Origin of the sequence: Cytobacillus gottheilii (assembly GCF_900166665.1) — a bacterium.
Lineage (GTDB): Bacteria > Bacillota > Bacilli > Bacillales > Cytobacillaceae > Cytobacillus > Cytobacillus gottheilii_A.
On sequence record NZ_LT800494.1, the window covers coordinates 1,697,654 to 1,718,854 of the forward strand.

Annotated in this window: 22 protein-coding genes; 18 read left to right on the plus strand and 4 right to left on the minus strand. The window is 39.0% G+C overall.

Going from position 1 to position 21,201, the window contains the following annotated elements:
- Positions 1-20 precede the first annotated feature (20 nt).
- A complete protein-coding gene (locus tag B7E07_RS08280) occupies positions 21-746 on the plus strand; it encodes a LysM peptidoglycan-binding domain-containing protein (RefSeq protein ID WP_080845418.1) in 726 nt (241 codons plus the stop codon).
- Positions 747-823: 77 nt separating this feature from the next.
- On the plus strand, positions 824-1,282 hold the full coding sequence (locus B7E07_RS08285) for a YpbF family protein (RefSeq protein WP_080845419.1): 459 nt from the start codon (positions 824-826) through the stop codon (positions 1,280-1,282).
- A 234-nt stretch (positions 1,283-1,516) separates the two neighbouring features.
- On the opposite strand, the gene cotJC is transcribed toward B7E07_RS08285, so the two are convergent.
- Genes cotJC through B7E07_RS08300 form a run of 3 tightly spaced genes read right to left on the minus strand, consistent with a single transcriptional unit; the run spans position 1,517 to position 2,603 of the window.
- Positions 1,517-2,086, minus strand: coding sequence for a spore coat protein CotJC (cotJC, locus tag B7E07_RS08290; protein ID WP_080845420.1), 570 nt, complete (start codon positions 2,084-2,086; stop codon positions 1,517-1,519).
- 29 nt (positions 2,087-2,115) lie between these two features.
- Positions 2,116-2,376 carry a spore coat protein CotJB gene (locus tag B7E07_RS08295; RefSeq protein WP_080845421.1) on the minus strand — a complete coding sequence of 87 codons (261 nt, stop codon included), beginning with the start codon at positions 2,374-2,376 and terminating at the stop codon, positions 2,116-2,118.
- Complete coding sequence (locus tag B7E07_RS08300; protein ID WP_080845422.1) at positions 2,373-2,603, minus strand: spore coat associated protein CotJA; 231 nt, start codon at positions 2,601-2,603, stop codon at positions 2,373-2,375. Before B7E07_RS08300 ends, B7E07_RS08295 begins: the two co-directional genes overlap by 4 nt.
- A gap of 139 nt (positions 2,604-2,742) precedes the next feature.
- On the opposite strand from B7E07_RS08300, the gene B7E07_RS08305 reads away from it, so the two are divergent.
- The 5 genes from B7E07_RS08305 (at position 2,743) to B7E07_RS08325 (ending at position 8,087) form a co-directional block, all read left to right on the plus strand.
- On the plus strand, positions 2,743-3,375 hold the full coding sequence (locus B7E07_RS08305) for a CBS domain-containing protein (RefSeq protein ID WP_080845423.1): 633 nt from the start codon (positions 2,743-2,745) through the stop codon (positions 3,373-3,375).
- Positions 3,376-3,690: 315 nt separating this feature from the next.
- Positions 3,691-4,473: a metallophosphoesterase gene (locus B7E07_RS08310; protein ID WP_080845424.1), complete on the plus strand. Its 783-nt coding sequence runs from the start codon at positions 3,691-3,693 to the stop codon at positions 4,471-4,473.
- 141 nt (positions 4,474-4,614) lie between these two features.
- Positions 4,615-5,202 (plus strand): genetic competence negative regulator, encoded by a 588-nt coding sequence (locus tag B7E07_RS08315; RefSeq protein ID WP_080845425.1) that lies wholly within the window; start codon positions 4,615-4,617, stop codon positions 5,200-5,202.
- 378 nt (positions 5,203-5,580) lie between these two features.
- A complete protein-coding gene (locus B7E07_RS08320) occupies positions 5,581-6,858 on the plus strand; it encodes a Glu/Leu/Phe/Val family dehydrogenase (protein ID WP_080845426.1) in 1,278 nt (425 codons plus the stop codon).
- Between the two features lie 236 nt (positions 6,859-7,094).
- Entirely contained in the window at positions 7,095-8,087 is a 993-nt protein-coding gene (locus tag B7E07_RS08325; RefSeq protein WP_080845427.1) for a YpdA family putative bacillithiol disulfide reductase, read from the plus strand.
- An 891-nt stretch (positions 8,088-8,978) separates the two neighbouring features.
- On the opposite strand, the gene B7E07_RS08330 is transcribed toward B7E07_RS08325, so the two are convergent.
- A complete protein-coding gene (locus tag B7E07_RS08330; protein ID WP_080845428.1) occupies positions 8,979-9,956 on the minus strand; it encodes an asparaginase in 978 nt (325 codons plus the stop codon).
- Between the two features lie 117 nt (positions 9,957-10,073).
- Between B7E07_RS08330 and prsW the strand changes: the two genes are divergently transcribed.
- From prsW to fni (B7E07_RS08385), 11 genes are all read left to right on the plus strand, one after another.
- Complete coding sequence (gene prsW / locus B7E07_RS08335; RefSeq protein WP_080845429.1) at positions 10,074-10,763, plus strand: glutamic-type intramembrane protease PrsW; 690 nt, start codon at positions 10,074-10,076, stop codon at positions 10,761-10,763.
- A 260-nt stretch (positions 10,764-11,023) separates the two neighbouring features.
- On the plus strand, positions 11,024-11,998 hold the full coding sequence (gene sleB / locus B7E07_RS08340) for a spore cortex-lytic enzyme (RefSeq protein WP_080845430.1): 975 nt from the start codon (positions 11,024-11,026) through the stop codon (positions 11,996-11,998).
- A gap of 13 nt (positions 11,999-12,011) precedes the next feature.
- Complete coding sequence (ypeB, locus tag B7E07_RS08345; RefSeq protein WP_080845431.1) at positions 12,012-13,361, plus strand: germination protein YpeB; 1,350 nt, start codon at positions 12,012-12,014, stop codon at positions 13,359-13,361.
- 136 nt (positions 13,362-13,497) lie between these two features.
- Entirely contained in the window at positions 13,498-14,166 is a 669-nt protein-coding gene (locus B7E07_RS08350) for a flagellar brake protein (RefSeq protein WP_306807550.1), read from the plus strand.
- Between the two features lie 56 nt (positions 14,167-14,222).
- Positions 14,223-14,405 carry a YpfB family protein gene (locus tag B7E07_RS08355; protein WP_080845433.1) on the plus strand — a complete coding sequence of 61 codons (183 nt, stop codon included), beginning with the start codon at positions 14,223-14,225 and terminating at the stop codon, positions 14,403-14,405.
- A 218-nt stretch (positions 14,406-14,623) separates the two neighbouring features.
- On the plus strand, positions 14,624-15,295 hold the full coding sequence (gene cmk, locus B7E07_RS08360) for a (d)CMP kinase (RefSeq protein ID WP_080845434.1): 672 nt from the start codon (positions 14,624-14,626) through the stop codon (positions 15,293-15,295).
- 2 nt (positions 15,296-15,297) lie between these two features.
- Positions 15,298-15,879 carry a lysophospholipid acyltransferase family protein gene (locus B7E07_RS08365; RefSeq protein WP_080845435.1) on the plus strand — a complete coding sequence of 194 codons (582 nt, stop codon included), beginning with the start codon at positions 15,298-15,300 and terminating at the stop codon, positions 15,877-15,879.
- Positions 15,880-16,161: 282 nt separating this feature from the next.
- Complete coding sequence (rpsA, locus tag B7E07_RS08370) at positions 16,162-17,301, plus strand: 30S ribosomal protein S1 (RefSeq protein WP_080845436.1); 1,140 nt, start codon at positions 16,162-16,164, stop codon at positions 17,299-17,301.
- A gap of 12 nt (positions 17,302-17,313) precedes the next feature.
- Positions 17,314-18,378: a type 2 isopentenyl-diphosphate Delta-isomerase gene (gene fni / locus B7E07_RS08375; protein WP_080845437.1), complete on the plus strand. Its 1,065-nt coding sequence runs from the start codon at positions 17,314-17,316 to the stop codon at positions 18,376-18,378.
- A 430-nt stretch (positions 18,379-18,808) separates the two neighbouring features.
- On the plus strand, positions 18,809-19,948 hold the full coding sequence (gene rpsA / locus B7E07_RS08380) for a 30S ribosomal protein S1 (protein ID WP_080845436.1): 1,140 nt from the start codon (positions 18,809-18,811) through the stop codon (positions 19,946-19,948).
- A 12-nt stretch (positions 19,949-19,960) separates the two neighbouring features.
- Positions 19,961-21,025, plus strand: a complete 1,065-nt coding sequence (gene fni / locus B7E07_RS08385) for a type 2 isopentenyl-diphosphate Delta-isomerase (RefSeq protein WP_080845437.1) — start codon at positions 19,961-19,963, stop codon at positions 21,023-21,025.
- Positions 21,026-21,201 lie beyond the last annotated feature (176 nt).

A 21,201-nucleotide genomic window follows, 5' to 3' on the forward strand; every position in this document is an offset into this window, starting at 1 on the left:
AGTATAGGCAGGGATGATTTATGAATAGAGAGGGTCCATATAGAGATCAGGCAGAACGCCTCCGAAAAAAGATTACTAAAAAAGCTGGCAATCATACAAATGCATTAAAAGAAGAACTTCCGCCGCGCAGCAGGGTGCATAGAAACAAAAAAGCCAACAAAGGTTTAAAATTAAAGTATCCGGTGATTCGATTGCTCGCCTTATTCTTTATATTACTTCCAATCATTATTTTTACCGTTTACACATATGTGAATGGCGGAGATACCGAAACAACAACTGCTTCAACAGGCTATGAGATGGTTGGTTACGGAAATAATGACGAAAATGAAAATGATGTGGTTTATGAAATAGACGAACAAATAAATGAAAGCAATGATGAACAAACGGAGGCAGACAAGCCGCAAGATGAGAATCCGGTTGAGGAAGAAGAGCCGGTTGAACAACCTTCAGAATCTGTTCCTGCCAATGAGGCGGAACAAGAACAAAAAACAAATCAAAATAATAATTCCGCAGCAAAGACCAATGAGCCAAAAAATGAAGGCGCAGAGGACGAAAATAAGCAAAATAGTGAACAGGCTGAAGGGAAAATTGTGTATCACACAGTCAAGGCAAAAGAAACATTATATCGAGTCAGTATGAATTATTATTCTTCAGCTGATGGTGTAGAAATTATTAAGCAGGCAAATGGCCTTTCAAGTAATGAGATTCAAGCAGGGCAGGTCTTGAAAATTCCTCTTAATCAATAAGCAATGCTCCCCTCTTATTTTCATCATATTTAATCGTACAAGCTCATATGATGTACGGATGATAGGGAGGGGTAGGGATGGAAACTGCAATAATAGAACTGGATCATAGGACAGATCAGGCTACTAGACAAATGCTGCAGAAAGTCGTTGATAAAAAAAGGAAATTTGATAAGTTAAAGCTTTGGCATTTATATGTAATGTGGGCAGTTGTCTTCAGTTCATTTCTATACATGCTGTTATTATATAAGAATGTAGTGGAGCCTTACTCATATTCCTTTTCAGCCATGTTTTCTGCTTTTGTTCATTTGCCCTTTAATATGTATCTGCTGGTCTTTATTGTTGCTTCGTATGGTTTTATGAACGTTCTAAAAGAGAAGCGCGAAAAGGCCGATAAAGAATTTAATGCTCTAAGATGCGAAATTATTGATAAAAGCAAGGATCTATGGAAGAAAGAAGAAGAGTGGAAAAATCGTCATACTGTTTATGAAATGATGAAAGACACCTATGATATTAATCTATATCATGAAAATAAATAGCAAAGAGGCTGAGACACACTAATAGGTTTCTCAGCCTCAAAAGACAAATTGCGTTATAATTACGTTCCATTTCGTTGCAGAACCTCGCTATTAGCTTTATTCTACCTGTTTTAAAATGATAAAAACCGAAAAATTAAAGAGTGATTCACACTAACTATCTTAGGTTATCATTAGCTGAAATTCCTATCTCTCAGGCTCTTGTTTTTACAAAAATTCTCTCTATCTAAGAATTCTTCAGAAAAATATTTTTCGATCACGTTCTTCTTTTAAAATTTCAACTGCTTCTCTAAAACGCTGGGAATGTACAATTTCTCTTTCTCTTAGGAAGCGTAAGCTGTCATTTAAATCAGGATCATCACTCATGTTAATAATCCACTGATAAGTTGCTCTTGCTTTTTCTTCTGCAGCAATATCCTCATATAAATCAGCAATCGGATCTCCCTTCGCCTGAATATATGTGGCGGTAAATGGAACACCGCCTGCATTTTCATAAAATAGAGCACTATCATGATTCACATAATGTGCATCGAGACCTGCAGCCTTTAACTGATCTGGTGTTGCATCTTTTGTTAGTTTATAAATCATTGTTGCAATCATCTCTAAATGAGCAAATTCTTCTGTTCCAATATCTGTGAGTAATCCGATAACTTTATCAGGGATTGTATAGCGCTGATTTAGATAACGCAGTGCAGCCGCCAGTTCACCGTCTGCGCCTCCATACTGTTCAACAAGAAATTTGGCAAGCATCGGATTACAAGTGCTTACTTTAACTGGATATTGCAACTTCTTTTCATAAACCCACATCTAAATAATCCCCCTTTACTCTTGCACTTCTAAACCTGCCATGGCCAAGGAGCGTCGTCCCAATTCCACGGATTGCCAGAATAACTATTGCCATATTGCATGAGTGGACCAAACTTACTTTCTATCGCTTTTTTCAGTTTCTTTCTCTCACCTGCATAATGGTTAAATTGCTTAATAGCATCTACGTCACCATTATGAGTATCTAAGTATAGAGTGAGTTCAACAAGCACAAAATCGACTGCCTGAAGATTTTCGAGCAATTGGTAGTATTCCTGAGGCAATTGCTTCATTCCTCACTGCCTCCCTTTGCTCTTTCATAAGGACTGTAATATGGATCATAAAACGCCTTCCACAATGTACCTGCTCTTAATGCTTCCATGGGTGTAAACTGCGGCAAGTTTGGAGGCTGGAAACCCATAAACAAGTTGGGTGGTGTTGAGTAAGTTTTGACGGTTATAGGCTTACATGGGTCGAAGGGGCTGACATATGGGTACCAGCTTCTTTGAAATTTATTCATCAATATCCCTCCTTTGAATGTGTCGTTCAATTTTATGAAAAAAAAGTGAACTTCATGTTAGTTTGCTTAATAAAAGAGGTATTTTCATGAATATGTAGAAATATAGGTATATACTGAAAAGATTGGTGAGGTGATTTCGTTGTTTGTAAAAAACATTATGATTCCAAAGCATGAATGTATAACTATTCAGGAAAGTGAAAATTTACAAGCTGCCTTGAAGAAGCTGGAAGAGCACAAAATAGATGCCCTGCCAGTATTAACAGGTGATCAATATGCTGGGATTATTACGAGATACCATATTTATGAATCATTTTTCTCAAAGGGCGGCTCAAAAGAAGAATATTTAAATAATACGTTAGCAAAAGAAATTGTTACCTTTGTTGACAAGTATTTAGAGGGAACTGAAGTGTTTGAAAATACTTTATTGGAATTAAAAGATTTTCCGCTTCTGGCTGTTGTCGGAACCAATCAGAAATTTTTAGGGATTGTGACTAGATTTGATGTACTTGCCCAATTTCAATCAGCGTTTGGGACAAATCGCCCGGGAGTAAGGATTGCCTTTACATCGGTAGAATCTGAGGGCAGGATTGCACGTCTAGCAGAAATTGCTCATCAATTCCATGAACATATTATTTCTTTAGTCACATTTGACGAAACAGATAAGCTTGTAAGGCGGATTGTTATGAAGGTTGAACAAAATGATAATATCGATCGATTCACAAAGAAATTGGAAAGCTCAGGCTTCAGAATCATAAGCATTCAGGAAATGTAAAAACATGCCCTCTCGCAATAGGTGAGAGGGCATGTTTTTATGCCAAATTACAGTTGTCTTTAAAGTTAACTGTTGTCTTGAAGAAATCCTCATTGAAACTATTAAAACTAATTCTCCAATAAAATTGAACTTCCATGTTTTGATATACATATACTAATGAGAAATATTCTTTCATGGCAGTCTTTGCGATTTGCTGTTTTCCGGTAACGAGTTTCTTTATATTTATAAAAGTTGTGTGATAAAATCAAAACATTCGTCAATACGAGTATCATTTGAAATGTCAAGTGCTCGTTTCTCGGGCTTTTGGAGGTATATATGGTTTATTTTATAATTGCAATCATGGTATTAATGGCAGTTATGCTTCTTTATATGGTAAAAGAAGCATTTGCTAATCGAATGCTTTTTCAGGAATTATGCTTTGAAGATTTTCCAATTGGCTTTGGTGAAGTAAAGATCTTTTTTATTTCGGATATTCATAAGAGAAGAATTCATGAAGATATCATTCATGAAGCGTCTAAGGCAAAACCGGATATGGTTATCATAGGCGGAGACTTGCTTGAAAAAAAAGTACCGCTCTCACGAGTGAAAGAAAATCTTCGAAAACTTATGAATATTGCGCCAGTATATTTCATTTGGGGAAATAATGACTTTGAAGTGGATTCACAGAAATTTAATGCATTGCTTCTTGAGTGCGGAGTTAAAATATTGGATAACAACGCTGTTAGGTTTGAATCTCCGTCAAAGGAAACGTATGCATTATTAGGCATTAATGATATTAGCAAAAAAAAGGATCGTCTTGATTTAGCCCTAAAAAATGCAGGCGAAGTTGACTTTAAGATTCTTGTCAGTCATGAGCCTAGAGTGATGAGCATGCTGAAGAAAGAAGATCATATTCAATTGGTACTAAGCGGACATACACATGGCGGCCAAATTCATTTCTTAGGATTTGGCTTATACGAAAAGGGGAAGATAAAAAAAACAGAGACATGTACTCTTTTGGTTAGCAATGGATATGGAACAACCGCTTTGCCGCTCCGGCTTGGTGCTAAAGCTGAAACCCACTTGATCACTATTAAAAACGCTCAGCTTTCAGATTAAACACCAGATCAGCTGCTAACATTGGCATCCCCTGTTTGCCACGAGCTATATGAAATGTTAAATATGGAAAAATGGACTAATCACCATCTCAGGTTTCTTTCATACACTATCGCAAGAGTTGGTTCAGCAGGGGGCATAAATATGCGCTTAGAACGTTTGAATTATAACAAAATAAAAATTTTCCTTTCATTGGACGATTTAATAGACAAAGGTTTAACGAAAGAGGATATATGGAAAGATTCTTTGAAATGGCACCAGTTATTTCATGAAATGCTTGAAGAGGCAAGTGAGACCTTTGGATTTGAAATACATGGTTCAGTTGCAGTTGAAATCTTTTCGGTTCAGGCCCAAGGGATGATTATGATTGTGACCTTGGAAGAGCACAGTGAGGAAGAAGAGGAACTGCTTCAAGATGGTTTCGTTGAAATGCAAGTAACATTAGACAGCACCGATGAGAGTGTCTACGAATTTCATGATTTTGAGGATATTATTATGCTTTCCGGCACGTTGTATAGAAATGGTTTTTTTGGCGGAAGCATCTATTTTTGGAACAATAAATATTACTGTATTTTAAAAGCTGATCATTCACAAACTGCTAAGCGGATTTTTGCTATAACAGAAGAGTATGGGAGTTTAAGTAATCTTACTAATCATTATTTACAAGAGTATGGCAAGGCGGTTATAAAAGAAAATGCTGTTCTAAATATGCATCATTATTTTCCTGTCTAACATGAATGAGTATAGCCCTTGGCAGAGTTTATCTTTAAGCCTTCGCTTTGCAATTAAGAGGAGGCTTAAAGGTTTAAGGGGGTTTTTACTCGTATTTTTCTGATGAAAAGGACAGGTTCGGTTAAAATAGAAGAAATGAAATGGTTTTGCAGATCAGAATGACTTCAAAGTGAAGGGGGAAAACAAGCTTAAATCGTTAGTGGAATCATGTGAATATACTGACAATTATCCTTTCATAACAACTTTGGTAGCGTTTACATAAAATGATCGAAAAATGCGCAAAATTAGTTTTTTCTTCTTGCATAAATCAACCAAAAGTGTATACTATGTCATGAAAGCGGACAACTAAAGAAAGTGATTTTTCTAGGAGGTTTACAAATGGTAGCCGATAAAGGTACTGATCATAAAAACAATGAAGACAAACATGACGTTTTAAAATCAACTCAAACAGTCATTCATAAAGCATTGGAAAAACTGGGGTATCCTGATGAAGTATATGAGCTCTTAAAAGAGCCTATGCGACTAATGACGGTAAAAATCCCTGTTCGTATGGATGACGGAAATGTTAAAGTCTTTACTGGCTACCGGGCGCAGCATAATGATTCCGTCGGCCCTACAAAAGGCGGAATACGTTTTCACCCTAATGTTACGGAAAAAGAAGTAAAAGCATTATCAATCTGGATGAGTTTAAAATGTGGTATTGTTGATTTGCCGTACGGCGGTGGAAAAGGTGGAATTGTTTGCGATCCACGAGATATGTCTTTTCGGGAACTTGAGAGACTAAGCCGTGGATATGTTCGTGCGATTAGCCAAATTGTTGGACCTACAAAAGATATTCCTGCCCCTGATGTATTTACAAATTCACAGATTATGGCATGGATGATGGATGAATACAGCCGAATTGATGAATACAACTCACCTGGATTTATTACTGGGAAACCGTTAGTGCTTGGAGGCTCACATGGTCGCGAATCAGCTACAGCTAAAGGTGTAACGATCTGTATTCATGAAGCTGCCAGAAAAAAAGGGATTGACCTTAAAGGTGCGAGAGTAGTTGTCCAGGGATTCGGAAATGCAGGAAGCTTCCTATCTAAATTTATGCATGATGCTGGTGCTAAAGTTGTTGGGATATCAGATGCCTATGGAGGATTATATGATCCAGAAGGTCTTGATATAGATTATTTACTAGATCGCCGCGATAGCTTTGGAACTGTTACAAAATTATTTAATGATACTATAACAAATAAAGAATTACTGGAATTGGACTGTGATATTTTAGTTCCAGCAGCAATTGAAAACCAAATCACAGAGGAAAATGCTCATAAAATTCAGGCTAGCATTGTTGTTGAAGCAGCTAATGGTCCAACGACACTTGAAGCAACTGAAATTTTAACAGAACGTGGCATTCTATTAGTCCCTGATGTGCTTGCATCTGCAGGCGGTGTTACGGTTTCTTACTTTGAATGGGTACAGAATAACCAAGGTTATTATTGGACGGAAGAAGAAGTGGAAGAAAAGCTTGAAAAAATATTAAGTAAATCTTTTAATAATATTTATGATCTTGCTCAAACCCGCCGTGTAAACATGCGTCTTGCTGCATATATGGTTGGTGTCCGGAAAATGGCTGAAGCCTCAAGATTCCGTGGCTGGATATAATTTCTACAATAATGTGAATTCATTGTATCAATTGAAAAAATCTCCTATCATAGATGGATAGGAGATTTTTTGTATAGTCGTATATGAACCACCTGCAATCAGGAGTAAGTATAGATAAAAAGGAATGAAGAAGGTTAAAAATGTCTTTAACACATGCGAAGCTATAAGAAGACGATTATGAATTTAGTCTCCATACATACTATTTAATACTGATAAAACATTGGGAGCTGATTACTTTGAAAAATCAAGAAGCAATTATTATAGGCGGGGGCCCCTGTGGACTGGCAGCTGCTATTGCCCTTCAGGATGTCGGTATAAGACCACTTGTTATTGAAAAAGGGAACATCGTAAATGCCATTTATCATTATCCGACACACCAAACTTTCTTTAGTTCCAGCCAAAAGCTCGAAATCGGTGATGTACCTTTTATTACCGTTGAACATAAACCTACTCGCAATCAAGCGTTAACTTATTACCGGGAAGTAGTAAAGAGAAAAAACCTTGTTATTCATGCATATGAAAAAGTATTATCTGTTACCAAGAATGAAGAAGGGCAGTTTATTGTTACGAGCGATAAACAGAATTATATGACTCCATATGTGATTATAGCTACAGGCTACTATGATCATCCTAATTATATGGGGATACCGGGAGAAGACTTGCCGAAGGTTTTCCATTATTTCAAAGAAGCGCATCCTTATTTTGATAAAGATGTGGTGGTTATTGGCGGCAAAAATTCAAGTGTTGACGCTGCTATTGAACTGGTGAAAGCTGGGGCGAGAGTAACTGTTTTATATAGAGGAGAAACATATTCCCAAAGCGTGAAGCCATGGATTCTTCCCGAATTTGATTCTCTTGTTCGGTCTGGTGCTATCACAATGGTTTTTCAATCTCATGTTCAGGTGATTAAGGATGATACACTCGTCTATGCAGTTAATGGTGAGGCACACGAAATAGCTAATGACTTTGTATTTGCTATGACTGGTTATCATCCGGATCACCAATTTTTAAAAAGCATTGGTATAGGAATAGATGAAAGTACTGGAAGGCCGATATATACAGAAGAAACAAAGGAAACGAATATAGAAAATGTATTTATCGCAGGGGTGATTGCTGCCGGCAATAATGCCAATGAGATATTTATTGAAAATGGCAGATTTCACGGAGCTGAAATCGCTGCTGCCATCGTCAATAAATCAAAAGAAAAAGGCTGGGACAAAACGAAATAAATCTTTCTAAAACACGAACTTTCAATATCTTGATTTGGGTATTTAAACAAGTCCGTTCCACCTGCGCTGCGGACCCTCGCTTTCCGTGGGGAGGAAAGTGAGCCTCCTCGGAGCAAGCTCCTGCGGGGTCTCACCTTTTCCTCTATTGCCCACAGGAGTCGAGGTCCTCCGCTCCATTTCACTCATGCTAATAAAACACATTTTATAATCGTAAAAAAACCGAATGATGAGAAAGATGACTTTCTAACCATTCGGTTCTATGAGAGTGTTAAATACTTATGTCCCAGCCTCTTTGGTATTTCATTAGCAGACAAGTGCCTCCGCTTTTCTAGATGTCCAGCTCCGGCGGATAGCCCCTCGAGGTCTTAAGTCAATCCAGCCAAAAGGTCAAAGAACGACCTTCCGTCTGGCTTGTCTTAAGCTTGTCGGGGCTGGTCAAGCCGCTCCACCTTTCTAGTTCTAGCTCCAGGCGCTAGGGGCTCGAGGTCATAAGTCGATCCGTCCAGAAGGTTAAAGAGCAACCTTCCGGCCGGCTCGCCTTATGCATGTGGCCCACAGGATGTGGGTCATGCAGACGTAGCCACAGGATGTGGCGAACTTAGTCTGCGTTCATTAAATGGGCAAGCGCCTTCCGCTTTTCTTAATGTCTAGCTCCGGCGGCTAGCCCCTCGAGGTCTTAAGTCAATCCAGCCAAAAGGTCAAAGAACGACCTTCCGTCTGGCTTGTCTTAAGCTTGTCGGGGCTGGTCAAGCCGCTCCACCTTTCTAGTTGTCTAGCTCCAGGCGCTAGGGGCTCGAGGTCATAAGTCGATCCGTCCAGAAGGTTAAAGAGCAACCTTCCGGCCGGCTCGCCTTATGCTTGTCGCCCCTGGGCAAGCGCCTTCCGTTTTTCTTATAACCCGAACATTTTTTCTATTTCGGGTTTGGTTTGTTGGTTGGCGAGGCCGATCATTAGTTTTAGGCGTGCTTTTTGGCCGTTTAATCCGTTGGAGAAGATGACACCTAGTTCCTTTAAGTGTTTGCCTCCGCCTTCATAACCGTACACATCCTGGGCGATTCCGTTGAAGCATCGTGAAACAATGACAACGGGAATGTGGGCAGCTGTCATTTCTTTAATCCCGTCTATAGCTGCAGGTGGCAGGTTACCTTGTCCAAGTGCCTCAATAACTACCCCATCATAATTAAGTTCTTTAATGGCGTGAAGAAGGGTAGAGTCCATACCGGCATGTGCCTTCATTAGTGCGACCTTTTGGTTTAAATCCTTTATTTCATAAAGTTCTTTTTTGGTTGGCATATGGTGAAAAAGAATGCCTCGTTTTGTTACGATTCCAATTGGTCCATATTGGGGACTTTGGAAGGTTGAGACATTACTCGTGTGTGTTTTTGTTACATTTTTAGCTGTATGTATCTCGTCGTTTAGGACAACTAGAACACCTTTGTAGTGAGCCTCTTCACTCATTGCCACTCTTATAGAAGAAATGAGGTTATAAAGTCCATCAGAACCTATTTCATTGCTTGAACGCATTGCACCGGTAAGAACCACTGGCAATTGAACATCTACAGTTAAATCCAGAAAGTAAGCAGTTTCTTCCAAGGTGTCTGTACCATGCGTGATAACAACTCCGGAAATATCTTTCTTTTTTACATGATCTTCAATCAAGTTCTTTAATATGTTCATTTCTCTGACAGTAATATGTGGTGAAGGTAAATTAAAGGGTTCCTCCACTATAAGGTCTGCAAGTGCATGTAATTCATTTGTTTTATCTGTCAATGGGTTTTTGTCATTGGTTGAGACTGCACCTGTTGAGCTGTCTTCACTCATTGAAATCGTGCCGCCTGTATGTATAAGCAGAATTTTTTTTCGATTCAAAGCTTTGTCCTCCCTAATTTGAAAAATATAGAATATAATTAAATATGCTGTTATGCATTTTAAAACCAATATGATCATGTTACGATTATAGAGACTATTTGGAAAGGAGAGTGGCTCATGTTTGGGATATTATCTGCGGGAATTGCCCCAGGTCTAGCTTTATTAAGCTATTTTTACTTAAAAGATCAATATGAGTCAGAGCCCTTTTCAATGGTATTTAAAACGTTCATGTCTGGTGCTTTACTTGTGTTTCCCATCATGTTTATCCAGCATGTCATGGAAACGGAGCATATGATTGATTCTACTTTCATTAGCGCTTTTCTCTCATCTGGAATGCTGGAAGAGTTTTTTAAATGGTTTATTTTATTTTACACAGTATATCAGCATGTGAATTTTGATGAGCCATATGATGGTATTGTTTATGGTGTATCTGTCTCACTGGGCTTTGCTACAGTTGAGAACATCTTATACCTTTTTGCACTTGGAATTGAACATGCTGTAGGGAGAGCTCTTCTTCCTGTTTCAAGCCATGCCTTATTTGGAGTAATTATGGGTTATTATATAGGAAAAGTGAAATTTTCAGCAACCTCCCGCGGAAAATGGCTATTATTATCTTTGTTTGTTCCGTTTCTTTTGCATGGGATGTATGATTACATTTTATTATCCTTCAAATATTGGCCGTATTTCATGGTACCTTTTATGATTTTCCTTTGGTGGCTGGGCATGAGAAAAGTAAAAAAAGCGAGAATGTTAAGTATACGGCAAAATCAGGATCCCTACAATTTGCAGCATCCATTGAACATGTAAATGTATATGTTTAACATATTGAATAAGGTGGTAAAAACCATCATTAATTATACTCAAAAGCACTGATGACGATCCTGTTGTCAGTGCTTTTTTATGTTCATTTACAAATAAATTTAATCATCCGCCTGCTTGCCAATCGTTAAGTTTTTTTGTTGGTAAAATGACCCATCCATTCTATGCCTAGTTTTTTGTATAAAAATCCAGACGCTACAGAAAATAGGGTTAATGTAATAAAGAATTACTTTTGGAGGTTATTATACATGAATAAAAAGTTTCTTCTATCAAAGATAATGATCATAATCTCCTTCATTGTGCTGGTGATTCCGTTGGTTGGAAATGGTGAAAAAGCAACCGCATTTTCTGATCAAATCATACAGCAAGGAGCTGTGGGAGATGATGTCATTGAACTTCAATCAAGGCTGCAATATCTTGGTTTTTACAATGGGAAAATTGATGGTGTGTTTGGCTGGGGAACCTATTGGGCATTAAGGAATTTTCAATATGAATTTGGATTGCCGATTGATGGTCTTGCAGGTCAAAAAACAAAAGACAAGTTAGCTAAAGCTTCAAACTATAATGAACAATTTGTGAAAGAGCAAATTAACAAAGGTAATAAATTTACTCATTATGGCGGAGTAGATTTAAATAAACAGAAAAAGCCATCTTCTTCAGGCGGTGGCGGGGGTGGAACACAACAAAAGAAGCAGCCTGCTAATCAAGGTCAGACAGGCGGTGGCCAGACTGGCGGAGGACAAACAGGCGGGGGCGGTCAGGCTAGCGGTGGACAAAGCGGCGGCAATCAAGGTCAGACGGGCGGCGGTGGAGCGACTAATCAGCCTGCACAGCAAAAACCTTCAGCAGCTAATATGCCAAATGGATATTCTGAAAATGATATTCAGTTAATGGCTAATGCGGTGTATGGAGAAGCGCGTGGAGAGCCGTATACAGGGCAGGTAGCTGTTGCAGCAGTTATTTTGAATCGATTAGAGAGCGCAACATTCCCGAATACCATTTCTGGTGTCATATTTGAACCTAGAGCATTTACAGCTGTAGCAGATGGACAAATATGGCTAACTCCAAACGAAGGAGCGCGCGAAGCTGTATTAGACGCGATCAATGGCTGGGATCCTACTGGAAATGCCTTATATTATTTTAATCCAGACACTGCCACAAGCGGATGGATTTGGACACGGCCGCAAATTAAGAGAATAGGGAAGCACATATTCTGTAAATAGAAGGGGTGAAAGCATGCTAAGAGGCGTTTTAATTGGTGTACTAACATTAGGAGTCGCGGGAACAGCCTTCTGGGGGTATCAGGAGCATAGAGAGAAAAATGCAATCCTGATTAACGCTGAAAATAACTATCAAAGAGCATTTCATGATTTAACATATCAGATTGATTTGCTTCACGATAAAATTGGTACAACATTAGCGATGAATTCAAGAGAATCATTGTCTCCAGCTCTGGCAGAGGTATGGAGGGTTACTTCAGAAGCACATACAGATGTCGGGCAGCTCCCGCTTTCTTTACTGCCGTTTAATAAAACGGAAGAATTCCTGGCGAAAATCGGTGACTTTAGCTATCAGACAGCAGTTAGAGATTTAGATAAGGAACCGCTATCTGACAAAGAATATGAATCGTTAAAACAGCTGTATACTCAGGCTGCTGATGTCCAGGAAGACTTGAGACAAGTTCAGCATACGGTATTGGAAAATAACCTTCGCTGGATGGATGTTGAAATGGCTCTGGCAGCAGGAGATGAGGCTGGAGACAATACAATCATCGATGGCTTCCAAACGGTTGAAAAGACTGTCGATGGATACGGAGAAACCGACTTTGGTCCCGCTTTTGTTAATATGCAAAAGAAAGATGAGAATTTTAAATACTTAGAAGGTCAAGAGATCACAGAACAAGAGGCTATAAAAGAAGCGAAGGAGTATGCCGGCTTAGGAAACAACGTAAATGTAAAAGTAACAGAAAATGGAGAAGGCTCTGATTACGGTTTCTATAGCGTGACACTTCAAGATAAAAAATCAAAGCAAGAAGCCAATATGGATATTACAAAAAAAGGCGGATATCCGATTTGGTATCTTATGGCCAGAGAAGTAAGTGACCAAAAGATAAGCTTAAATGAAGCGAGCAACCAGGCTGTTGATTTCTTAAAGAAGAATAAATTTGAGAGCCTAGACTTATTCGAAAGTGCTCAATATGACAATATGGGTGTTTTTACTTTCGTTTCAAACCAAGACGGTGTACGAATTTATCCTGATTCTATAAAGATGAAGATGGCTTTGGATAACGGTAAAATATTAGGTTTTTCTGCAGAAGACTATTTAAAATCACATCATGCAAGAGAAATCCCTGATCCAGGAATCACAGTTGATGAAGCCAGAGAGAACATTAACCCAGCGGTAGAGGTAATGGAAAACCGGCTGGCGATCATCATCAATGATATAAGTGAAGAAGTACTGTGTTATGAATTCATGGGTACTTTAGGAGATGATACCTATCGTATTTATATTAATGCAGATACCGGCATTGAGGAAAAGGTTGATAAACTTAAGAATGCAGAACCTGTTTATGAAGATGTTGTATAGGAAAAGCGAACTATGCTTTTCCTTTTTTTTCTATAAAACAAGTCTAAATTCCTGTTTTTTTCCTAAAATAAACTTGCCACATATATGAATCACATGTCATAATAAAATGACAAGTTTATCCTTTCGGACAGGGGAAGTGCGGAAATTGATTAAGATAGGGGATACAATTATACTGGAAACGAAATATTCTGAAAGTGGGGAAAGGTATAAAAGCAAGGTTATAGATCAAACAGAACACTATATTTACATAGATTATCCAAAAAATATGGAAACCGATAAAACGGCATTTCTATTAGATGGCACACAATTAAAAGCTTCATTTGTTGCGAATGCTGGTGCTGTTTACTTGTTTGACAGTGAAGTTGCCGGCAAGGTTAAACGCAATATTCCAATGATCATGCTTACATATCCGGGTGATGAACAGCTGATGAAAATACAGAGGCGTCAGTATGTCAGAGTAGAAACGACCGTAGATGCAGCAGTGCATTCTCCTAATGAATATTTTCCTCCATTAGTTTGTGTAACAGAGGATATTAGTGCTGGTGGAGCATCACTTTCAACAAAATCACTGATTCATTTAGAACCAGAGATGGATGTAAACCTTTGGCTTGTCCTCCTGATGCATGGTGGAGAATATCATTATTTAAACTTAAAAAGCAAGGTAGTTCGAATTATAAATAATGATGACAGCAAACGGAAAATCTCTGTTCAGTTTTCAAATATTAACCCAAACGAGCGGCAATTATTGCTTCGCTTCTGCTTTGACCGCCAGCTGGCCTTAAAAAAGCGTGGAATTGAGGCATAAAATCATTTGGAATTTCTCATACTTGGAATATTAATACAAGTATGAGAGGGTCAAATATGAAAACATTTGAAAGAATTCTAATAAAACTAATTGCCGTTCAATTTTTATTTTTGCTGTGTTCACAGCTTTTTTTTCACAAATGGAATGTATTTCCTGAATTAAAACAGCTAACTCAATATGAAGGTGTAACAGATCAGAATTTTACTGAACTGCTTGAAACCTTTAATGCCAAAAAGTAAGCATATATTTGCTTGCTTTTTTACTTTTAGTTGAATTATTCATTAAAGCTATCCCTAAAATTAAATAATTTGCAATAAGCCATGCATAATAGCAAATGATAGTCATTTTAATAAAAATAGGGAATGCTACTTTTTAAGAGATTATAGCTCGAAATGAACACCGATGATCTTATTTCTGTGTTAAAATATATTCGATATTATTGTTTTCAGGAGGAACTATGAAGAAAATTTCAATTGCAATTGATGGTCCTGCTGCTGCGGGCAAAAGTACAGTAGCAAAGATCGTTGCCGAAAAACTATCATACATATATATAGATACAGGTGCCATGTATAGAGCGCTCACATATAAAGCGATCCAACATGCTGCTGATATTGAAAACGAAGAGGAACTGCTGGCGATCCTGCAGAATACAAGAATTGAGCTTATGCCTGGAGAAGAAGGTCAAATCATTATACTAGATGGTGTTAACGTTACAAACGATATACGTTCATCTCAAGTTACAAATTCTGTTTCAGCCGTAGCAAAACACCGTTTAATCCGGGAAGAGATGGTGGCCAGACAGCAGGGATTTGGAGCTGAAGGCGGTATTGTCATGGATGGCAGGGACATTGGTACACACGTATTGCCAAACGCTGAAGTAAAAGTTTTTCTGCTGGCTTCAGTAGATGAGCGAGCTGAACGTCGTCATGCAGAGAATAAATCAAAAGGTTTCCCTTCTGATTTAGAACAGTTAAAAAAAGAAATTGCAACCCGTGACAAATTGGATTCTGAACGGGAAGTTGCACCTTTAATGAAGGCAGATGATGCTGAAGAGATTGACACTACATCTATGTCTATTGGAGAAGTAGTGGAACGTATTTTAGCTTTAGCTGCTGAAAGGAATCATTGAATATGACTTTATACGGATTTGCAAGGTCGGTTGTAAATGCAATATTAAAACCTATATATCGCTATGAGGTAATTGGCAGAGAACACTTTCCGAAAGATGGCGGGGTCCTGCTTTGTGCCAATCATATTGATAATCTTGATCCGCCTGTAGTAGGAATAACCGCACCTCGCCCTGTTTATTTTATGGCGAAGGAAGAGTTATTCAATGTGCCGGTTCTTGGAAAACTTCTTCCCAAAATTCATGCTTTCCCTGTGAAAAGAGGCATGAGCGATCGGGAAGCATTAAGAAATGGATTGAAAATTATAAAAGAAGGCAATGTTTTAGGACTCTTTCCTGAGGGAACAAGAAGTAAAAATGGTGAACTTGGAAAAGGATTGGCTGGAGCAGGTTTTTTTGCTCTCCGCTCGAGTGCCAAAGTGGTTCCTTGTGCTATAATTGGCCCATATAAAGTATTTGGAAAAATTAAGGTTGTTTATGGGGAGCCGATTGACATCCAGGAGCTGCGGGATCGAAAGGCATCTGCGGAGGAAACGACAGACACAATAATGAATGAAATCCGCACTTTAATTGATCGTTATCGCTAAGTCTTCTTGCTTGACAAAAACAGCCATTTATAAGAAGTTTAATAAAAGGCGTTTTTTGTATGGCATTTGAATACAATGTTTTCTGAAAATAGTCTTTAATCATATTTTAGGCTATAGCTGCAGTAGCTGTGCGGTGATGAATCGCTGCATTGAATATACGGCACAACCTTAGCGGGGCGTGTCACAGTATAAAAACCATTTTGCTTCAATTTACAACTAAATGTTGCGGATGGATTTCCAGCATAAAATCTGAAGCAGCCATTGGATTAAGGAGGATTACATATGTCAGAAGAAATGAATAATGTAGAAGTAAAAACCTTTGAAGTTGGAGAAAAAGTTACAGGCCAAGTGACGAAAGTTGAGGAAAAACAAGTCAGTGTGCATATTCCAGACAGCAAACTTGACGGTATTATTCCGATCAGCGAGCTTTCAAGCCTGCATATTGAAAAAGCTAGTGATGCTGTAGCTGAAGGCGATGAGCTTGAGTTAGAAGTGTTAAAAGTAGAAGAAGAAGCGCTTATTTTATCAAAACGCAAAGTAGACGCTGAAAAATCTTGGGAAGAACTTGAAAAGAAATATAATGATGGTGAAGTTTTTGAAGCAGAAATTAAGGATGTTGTAAAAGGCGGCCTTGTTGTCGACCTAGGCGTGCGTGGCTTTGTACCGGCATCGTTAGTAGAAGCATTCTTTGTCGAAGATTTCTCTGATTATAAAGGCAAAACAATGACTTTTAAAATTGTGGAGCTGGATAAAGAAAAAAATCGCTTAATTCTATCTCACAAAGCAGTTGTTGAAGAAGAAAAAGGAAAACAAAAAAATGAATTACTTGATGCTTTAAAAGCTGGCGAAGTGCTTGATGGCACAGTTCAAAGAATAACTGATTTCGGTGCATTTGTTGATATTGGCGGCATTGACGGATTAGTTCATATTTCTCAGCTTTCATATGAGCATGTTGAGAAGCCATCCGATGTTGTTTCAGAAGGTCAGCAAGTAAAAGTGAAAGTGCTAAGTGTTGATCGCGACAATGAGCGCATTTCGCTTTCTATTAAAGAAACGCTTCCTGGACCATGGGATCAAATTGGAGAGAAAGCTCCAAAAGGCACAGTATTAGAAGGTACGGTTAGAAGACTTGTTTCTTACGGTGCATTTGTAGAAGTATTCCCTGGTGTTGAAGGACTTGTTCATATCTCTCAAATTGCTCATAAACACATTAGTACTCCACATGAAGAACTTAAAGAAGGACAGCAAGTAAAAGTAAAAGTACTTGAAGCAAACGAAGAAGAACAAAGATTGTCTTTAAGCATTAAAGATCTTCTGGAAAAAGAGGATGAAGTTCCAACGGATTATGAATTGCCAGAAGAATCAAAAGGATTTCAGCTTGGAGAAATGATTGGCGATCAATTAAAAAAATTAAATAAATAATGGTGATGAATAGTGTCTAGAGCTAAAAGGAAATGGGATCACATACAACACGCCCTTTCAACCGGGCAGAAATCACTAACCGGATTTCAGGATGTTGCTTTTATCCATCAAAGCCTTCCGGACACAAGTCTTGGTCACACATCATTAGCAACGGAAATTGGCGAACTATCAATGAGTTCGCCAATTTTTATCAATGCGATGACCGGAGGCGGAGGAGAAAGAACCTACCAGATCAATCGTGATTTAGCTATTGCTGCAAGAGCCACAGGGATTGCTATTGCGGTGGGTTCGCAAATGTCAGCTTTAAAGGACCAAAGCGAAGCCAAATCTTATTCTGTTGTGCGTAAGGAAAACCCCAAAGGTCTTATATTTGCAAACCTTGGAAGTGAAGCAACCCTTGAACAAGCCAAAGCTGCCGTTGAAATGGTAGAAGCGAATGCACTGCAAATTCATTTAAATGTTGTTCAAGAGCTCGTAATGCCTGAAGGGGATCGAGATTTTACCGGTGCGCTTAGAAGGATTGAGCAGATTATTCATCATATAAAAGTCCCAGTGATTGTAAAAGAAGTGGGCTTTGGGATGAGCCGGGAAACCATCCGTAAGCTTACAGAAGCGGGAGCATCTATTGTAGATGTTGGAGGATTTGGAGGCACAAATTTTTCGAAAATTGAAAATGAACGCAGGCAAAGACATATCCCTTTCTTTAATCATTGGGGGATACCAACAGCTGTTTCCATTTCGGAAGCGACATCTCACAAAGGGAATCTTACTATTTTAGCATCAGGTGGAATTCAAACGAGCACAGAAGCAGCAAAGGCGATTGCACTAGGAGCTGATGCTGTAGGCATGGCTGGTGCCCTTTTAAAGGTGCTTGTAGAAGAGAACTTAGAGAGTCTAATTGATGAGATCCATGCTCTGCATCACGAGCTAAAATTAATTATGACAGCAGTAGGCGCCACAAGTGTAAAGCAATTGCAGCAGGCTCCTCTCATTCTTAGTGGAGATGTATATCACTGGCTTCAACAAAGGGGTATTAATACTTGTTCCTATAGTCAAAGATCAATACAGCGTTCATAGTTATGTAATTTACATACTTAAAAAGCAAGCGGAGAAAAACTCTCTGCTTGCTTTTTTTATTTGAAAATTACTCGCTTTAGGTCCTGGTCTATAGCTTTTGGGGCTTACGGCTGGACAAGCCGCCTCCGCTTTTCTTATTGTCTAGCTGCAGGCGCTAGGGACTCGAGGTCTTAAGCCAATCCAGTCAAAAGGTCAAAGTGCGACCTTCCGCCTGGCTTGTCTTAAGCTTGTCGTCCCTGAGCAAGCGCCTTCCGCTTTTCTTATTGTCTAGCTCTGGCGGCTAGCCGCTCGAGGTCATAAGTCAATCTGTCCAAAAGGTTAAAGAACAACCTTCCGGCCAGCTTGCCTTATGCTTGTCGCGGCTGGACAAGCCGCCTCCGCTTTTCTNGCATAAAATCTGAAGCAGCCATTGGATTAAGGAGGATTACATATGTCAGAAGAAATGAATAATGTAGAAGTAAAAACCTTTGAAGTTGGAGAAAAAGTTACAGGCCAAGTGACGAAAGTTGAGGAAAAACAAGTCAGTGTGCATATTCCAGACAGCAAACTTGACGGTATTATTCCGATCAGCGAGCTTTCAAGCCTGCATATTGAAAAAGCTAGTGATGCTGTAGCTGAAGGCGATGAGCTTGAGTTAGAAGTGTTAAAAGTAGAAGAAGAAGCGCTTATTTTATCAAAACGCAAAGTAGACGCTGAAAAATCTTGGGAAGAACTTGAAAAGAAATATAATGATGGTGAAGTTTTTGAAGCAGAAATTAAGGATGTTGTAAAAGGCGGCCTTGTTGTCGACCTAGGCGTGCGTGGCTTTGTACCGGCATCGTTAGTAGAAGCATTCTTTGTCGAAGATTTCTCTGATTATAAAGGCAAAACAATGACTTTTAAAATTGTGGAGCTGGATAAAGAAAAAAATCGCTTAATTCTATCTCACAAAGCAGTTGTTGAAGAAGAAAAAGGAAAACAAAAAAATGAATTACTTGATGCTTTAAAAGCTGGCGAAGTGCTTGATGGCACAGTTCAAAGAATAACTGATTTCGGTGCATTTGTTGATATTGGCGGCATTGACGGATTAGTTCATATTTCTCAGCTTTCATATGAGCATGTTGAGAAGCCATCCGATGTTGTTTCAGAAGGTCAGCAAGTAAAAGTGAAAGTGCTAAGTGTTGATCGCGACAATGAGCGCATTTCGCTTTCTATTAAAGAAACGCTTCCTGGACCATGGGATCAAATTGGAGAGAAAGCTCCAAAAGGCACAGTATTAGAAGGTACGGTTAGAAGACTTGTTTCTTACGGTGCATTTGTAGAAGTATTCCCTGGTGTTGAAGGACTTGTTCATATCTCTCAAATTGCTCATAAACACATTAGTACTCCACATGAAGAACTTAAAGAAGGACAGCAAGTAAAAGTAAAAGTACTTGAAGCAAACGAAGAAGAACAAAGATTGTCTTTAAGCATTAAAGATCTTCTGGAAAAAGAGGATGAAGTTCCAACGGATTATGAATTGCCAGAAGAATCAAAAGGATTTCAGCTTGGAGAAATGATTGGCGATCAATTAAAAAAATTAAATAAATAATGGTGATGAATAGTGTCTAGAGCTAAAAGGAAATGGGATCACATACAACACGCCCTTTCAACCGGGCAGAAATCACTAACCGGATTTCAGGATGTTGCTTTTATCCATCAAAGCCTTCCGGACACAAGTCTTGGTCACACATCATTAGCAACGGAAATTGGCGAACTATCAATGAGTTCGCCAATTTTTATCAATGCGATGACCGGAGGCGGAGGAGAAAGAACCTACCAGATCAATCGTGATTTAGCTATTGCTGCAAGAGCCACAGGGATTGCTATTGCGGTGGGTTCGCAAATGTCAGCTTTAAAGGACCAAAGCGAAGCCAAATCTTATTCTGTTGTGCGTAAGGAAAACCCCAAAGGTCTTATATTTGCAAACCTTGGAAGTGAAGCAACCCTTGAACAAGCCAAAGCTGCCGTTGAAATGGTAGAAGCGAATGCACTGCAAATTCATTTAAATGTTGTTCAAGAGCTCGTAATGCCTGAAGGGGATCGAGATTTTACCGGTGCGCTTAGAAGGATTGAGCAGATTATTCATCATATAAAAGTCCCAGTGATTGTAAAAGAAGTGGGCTTTGGGATGAGCCGGGAAACCATCCGTAAGCTTACAGAAGCGGGAGCATCTATTGTAGATGTTGGAGGATTTGGAGGCACAAATTTTTCGAAAATTGAAAATGAACGCAGGCAAAGACATATCCCTTTCTTTAATCATTGGGGGATACCAACAGCTGTTTCCATTTCGGAAGCGACATCTCACAAAGGGAATCTTACTATTTTAGCATCAGGTGGAATTCAAACGAGCACAGAAGCAGCAAAGGCGATTGCACTAGGAGCTGATGCTGTAGGCATGGCTGGTGCCCTTTTAAAGGTGCTTGTAGAAGAGAACTTAGAGAGTCTAATTGATGAGATCCATGCTCTGCATCACGAGCTAAAATTAATTATGACAGCAGTAGGCGCCACAAGTGTAAAGCAATTGCAGCAGGCTCCTCTCATTCTTAGTGGAGATGTATATCACTGGCTTCAACAAAGGGGTATTAATACTTGTTCCTATAGTCAAAGATCAATACAGCGTTCATAGTTATGTAATTTACATACTTAAAAAGCAAGCGGAGAAAAACTCTCTGCTTGCTTTTTTTATTTGAAAATTACTCGCTTTAGGTCCTGGTCTATAGCTTTTGGGGCTTACGGCTGGACAAGCCGCCTCCGCTTTTCTTATTGTCTAGCTGCAGGCGCTAGGGACTCGAGGTCTTAAGC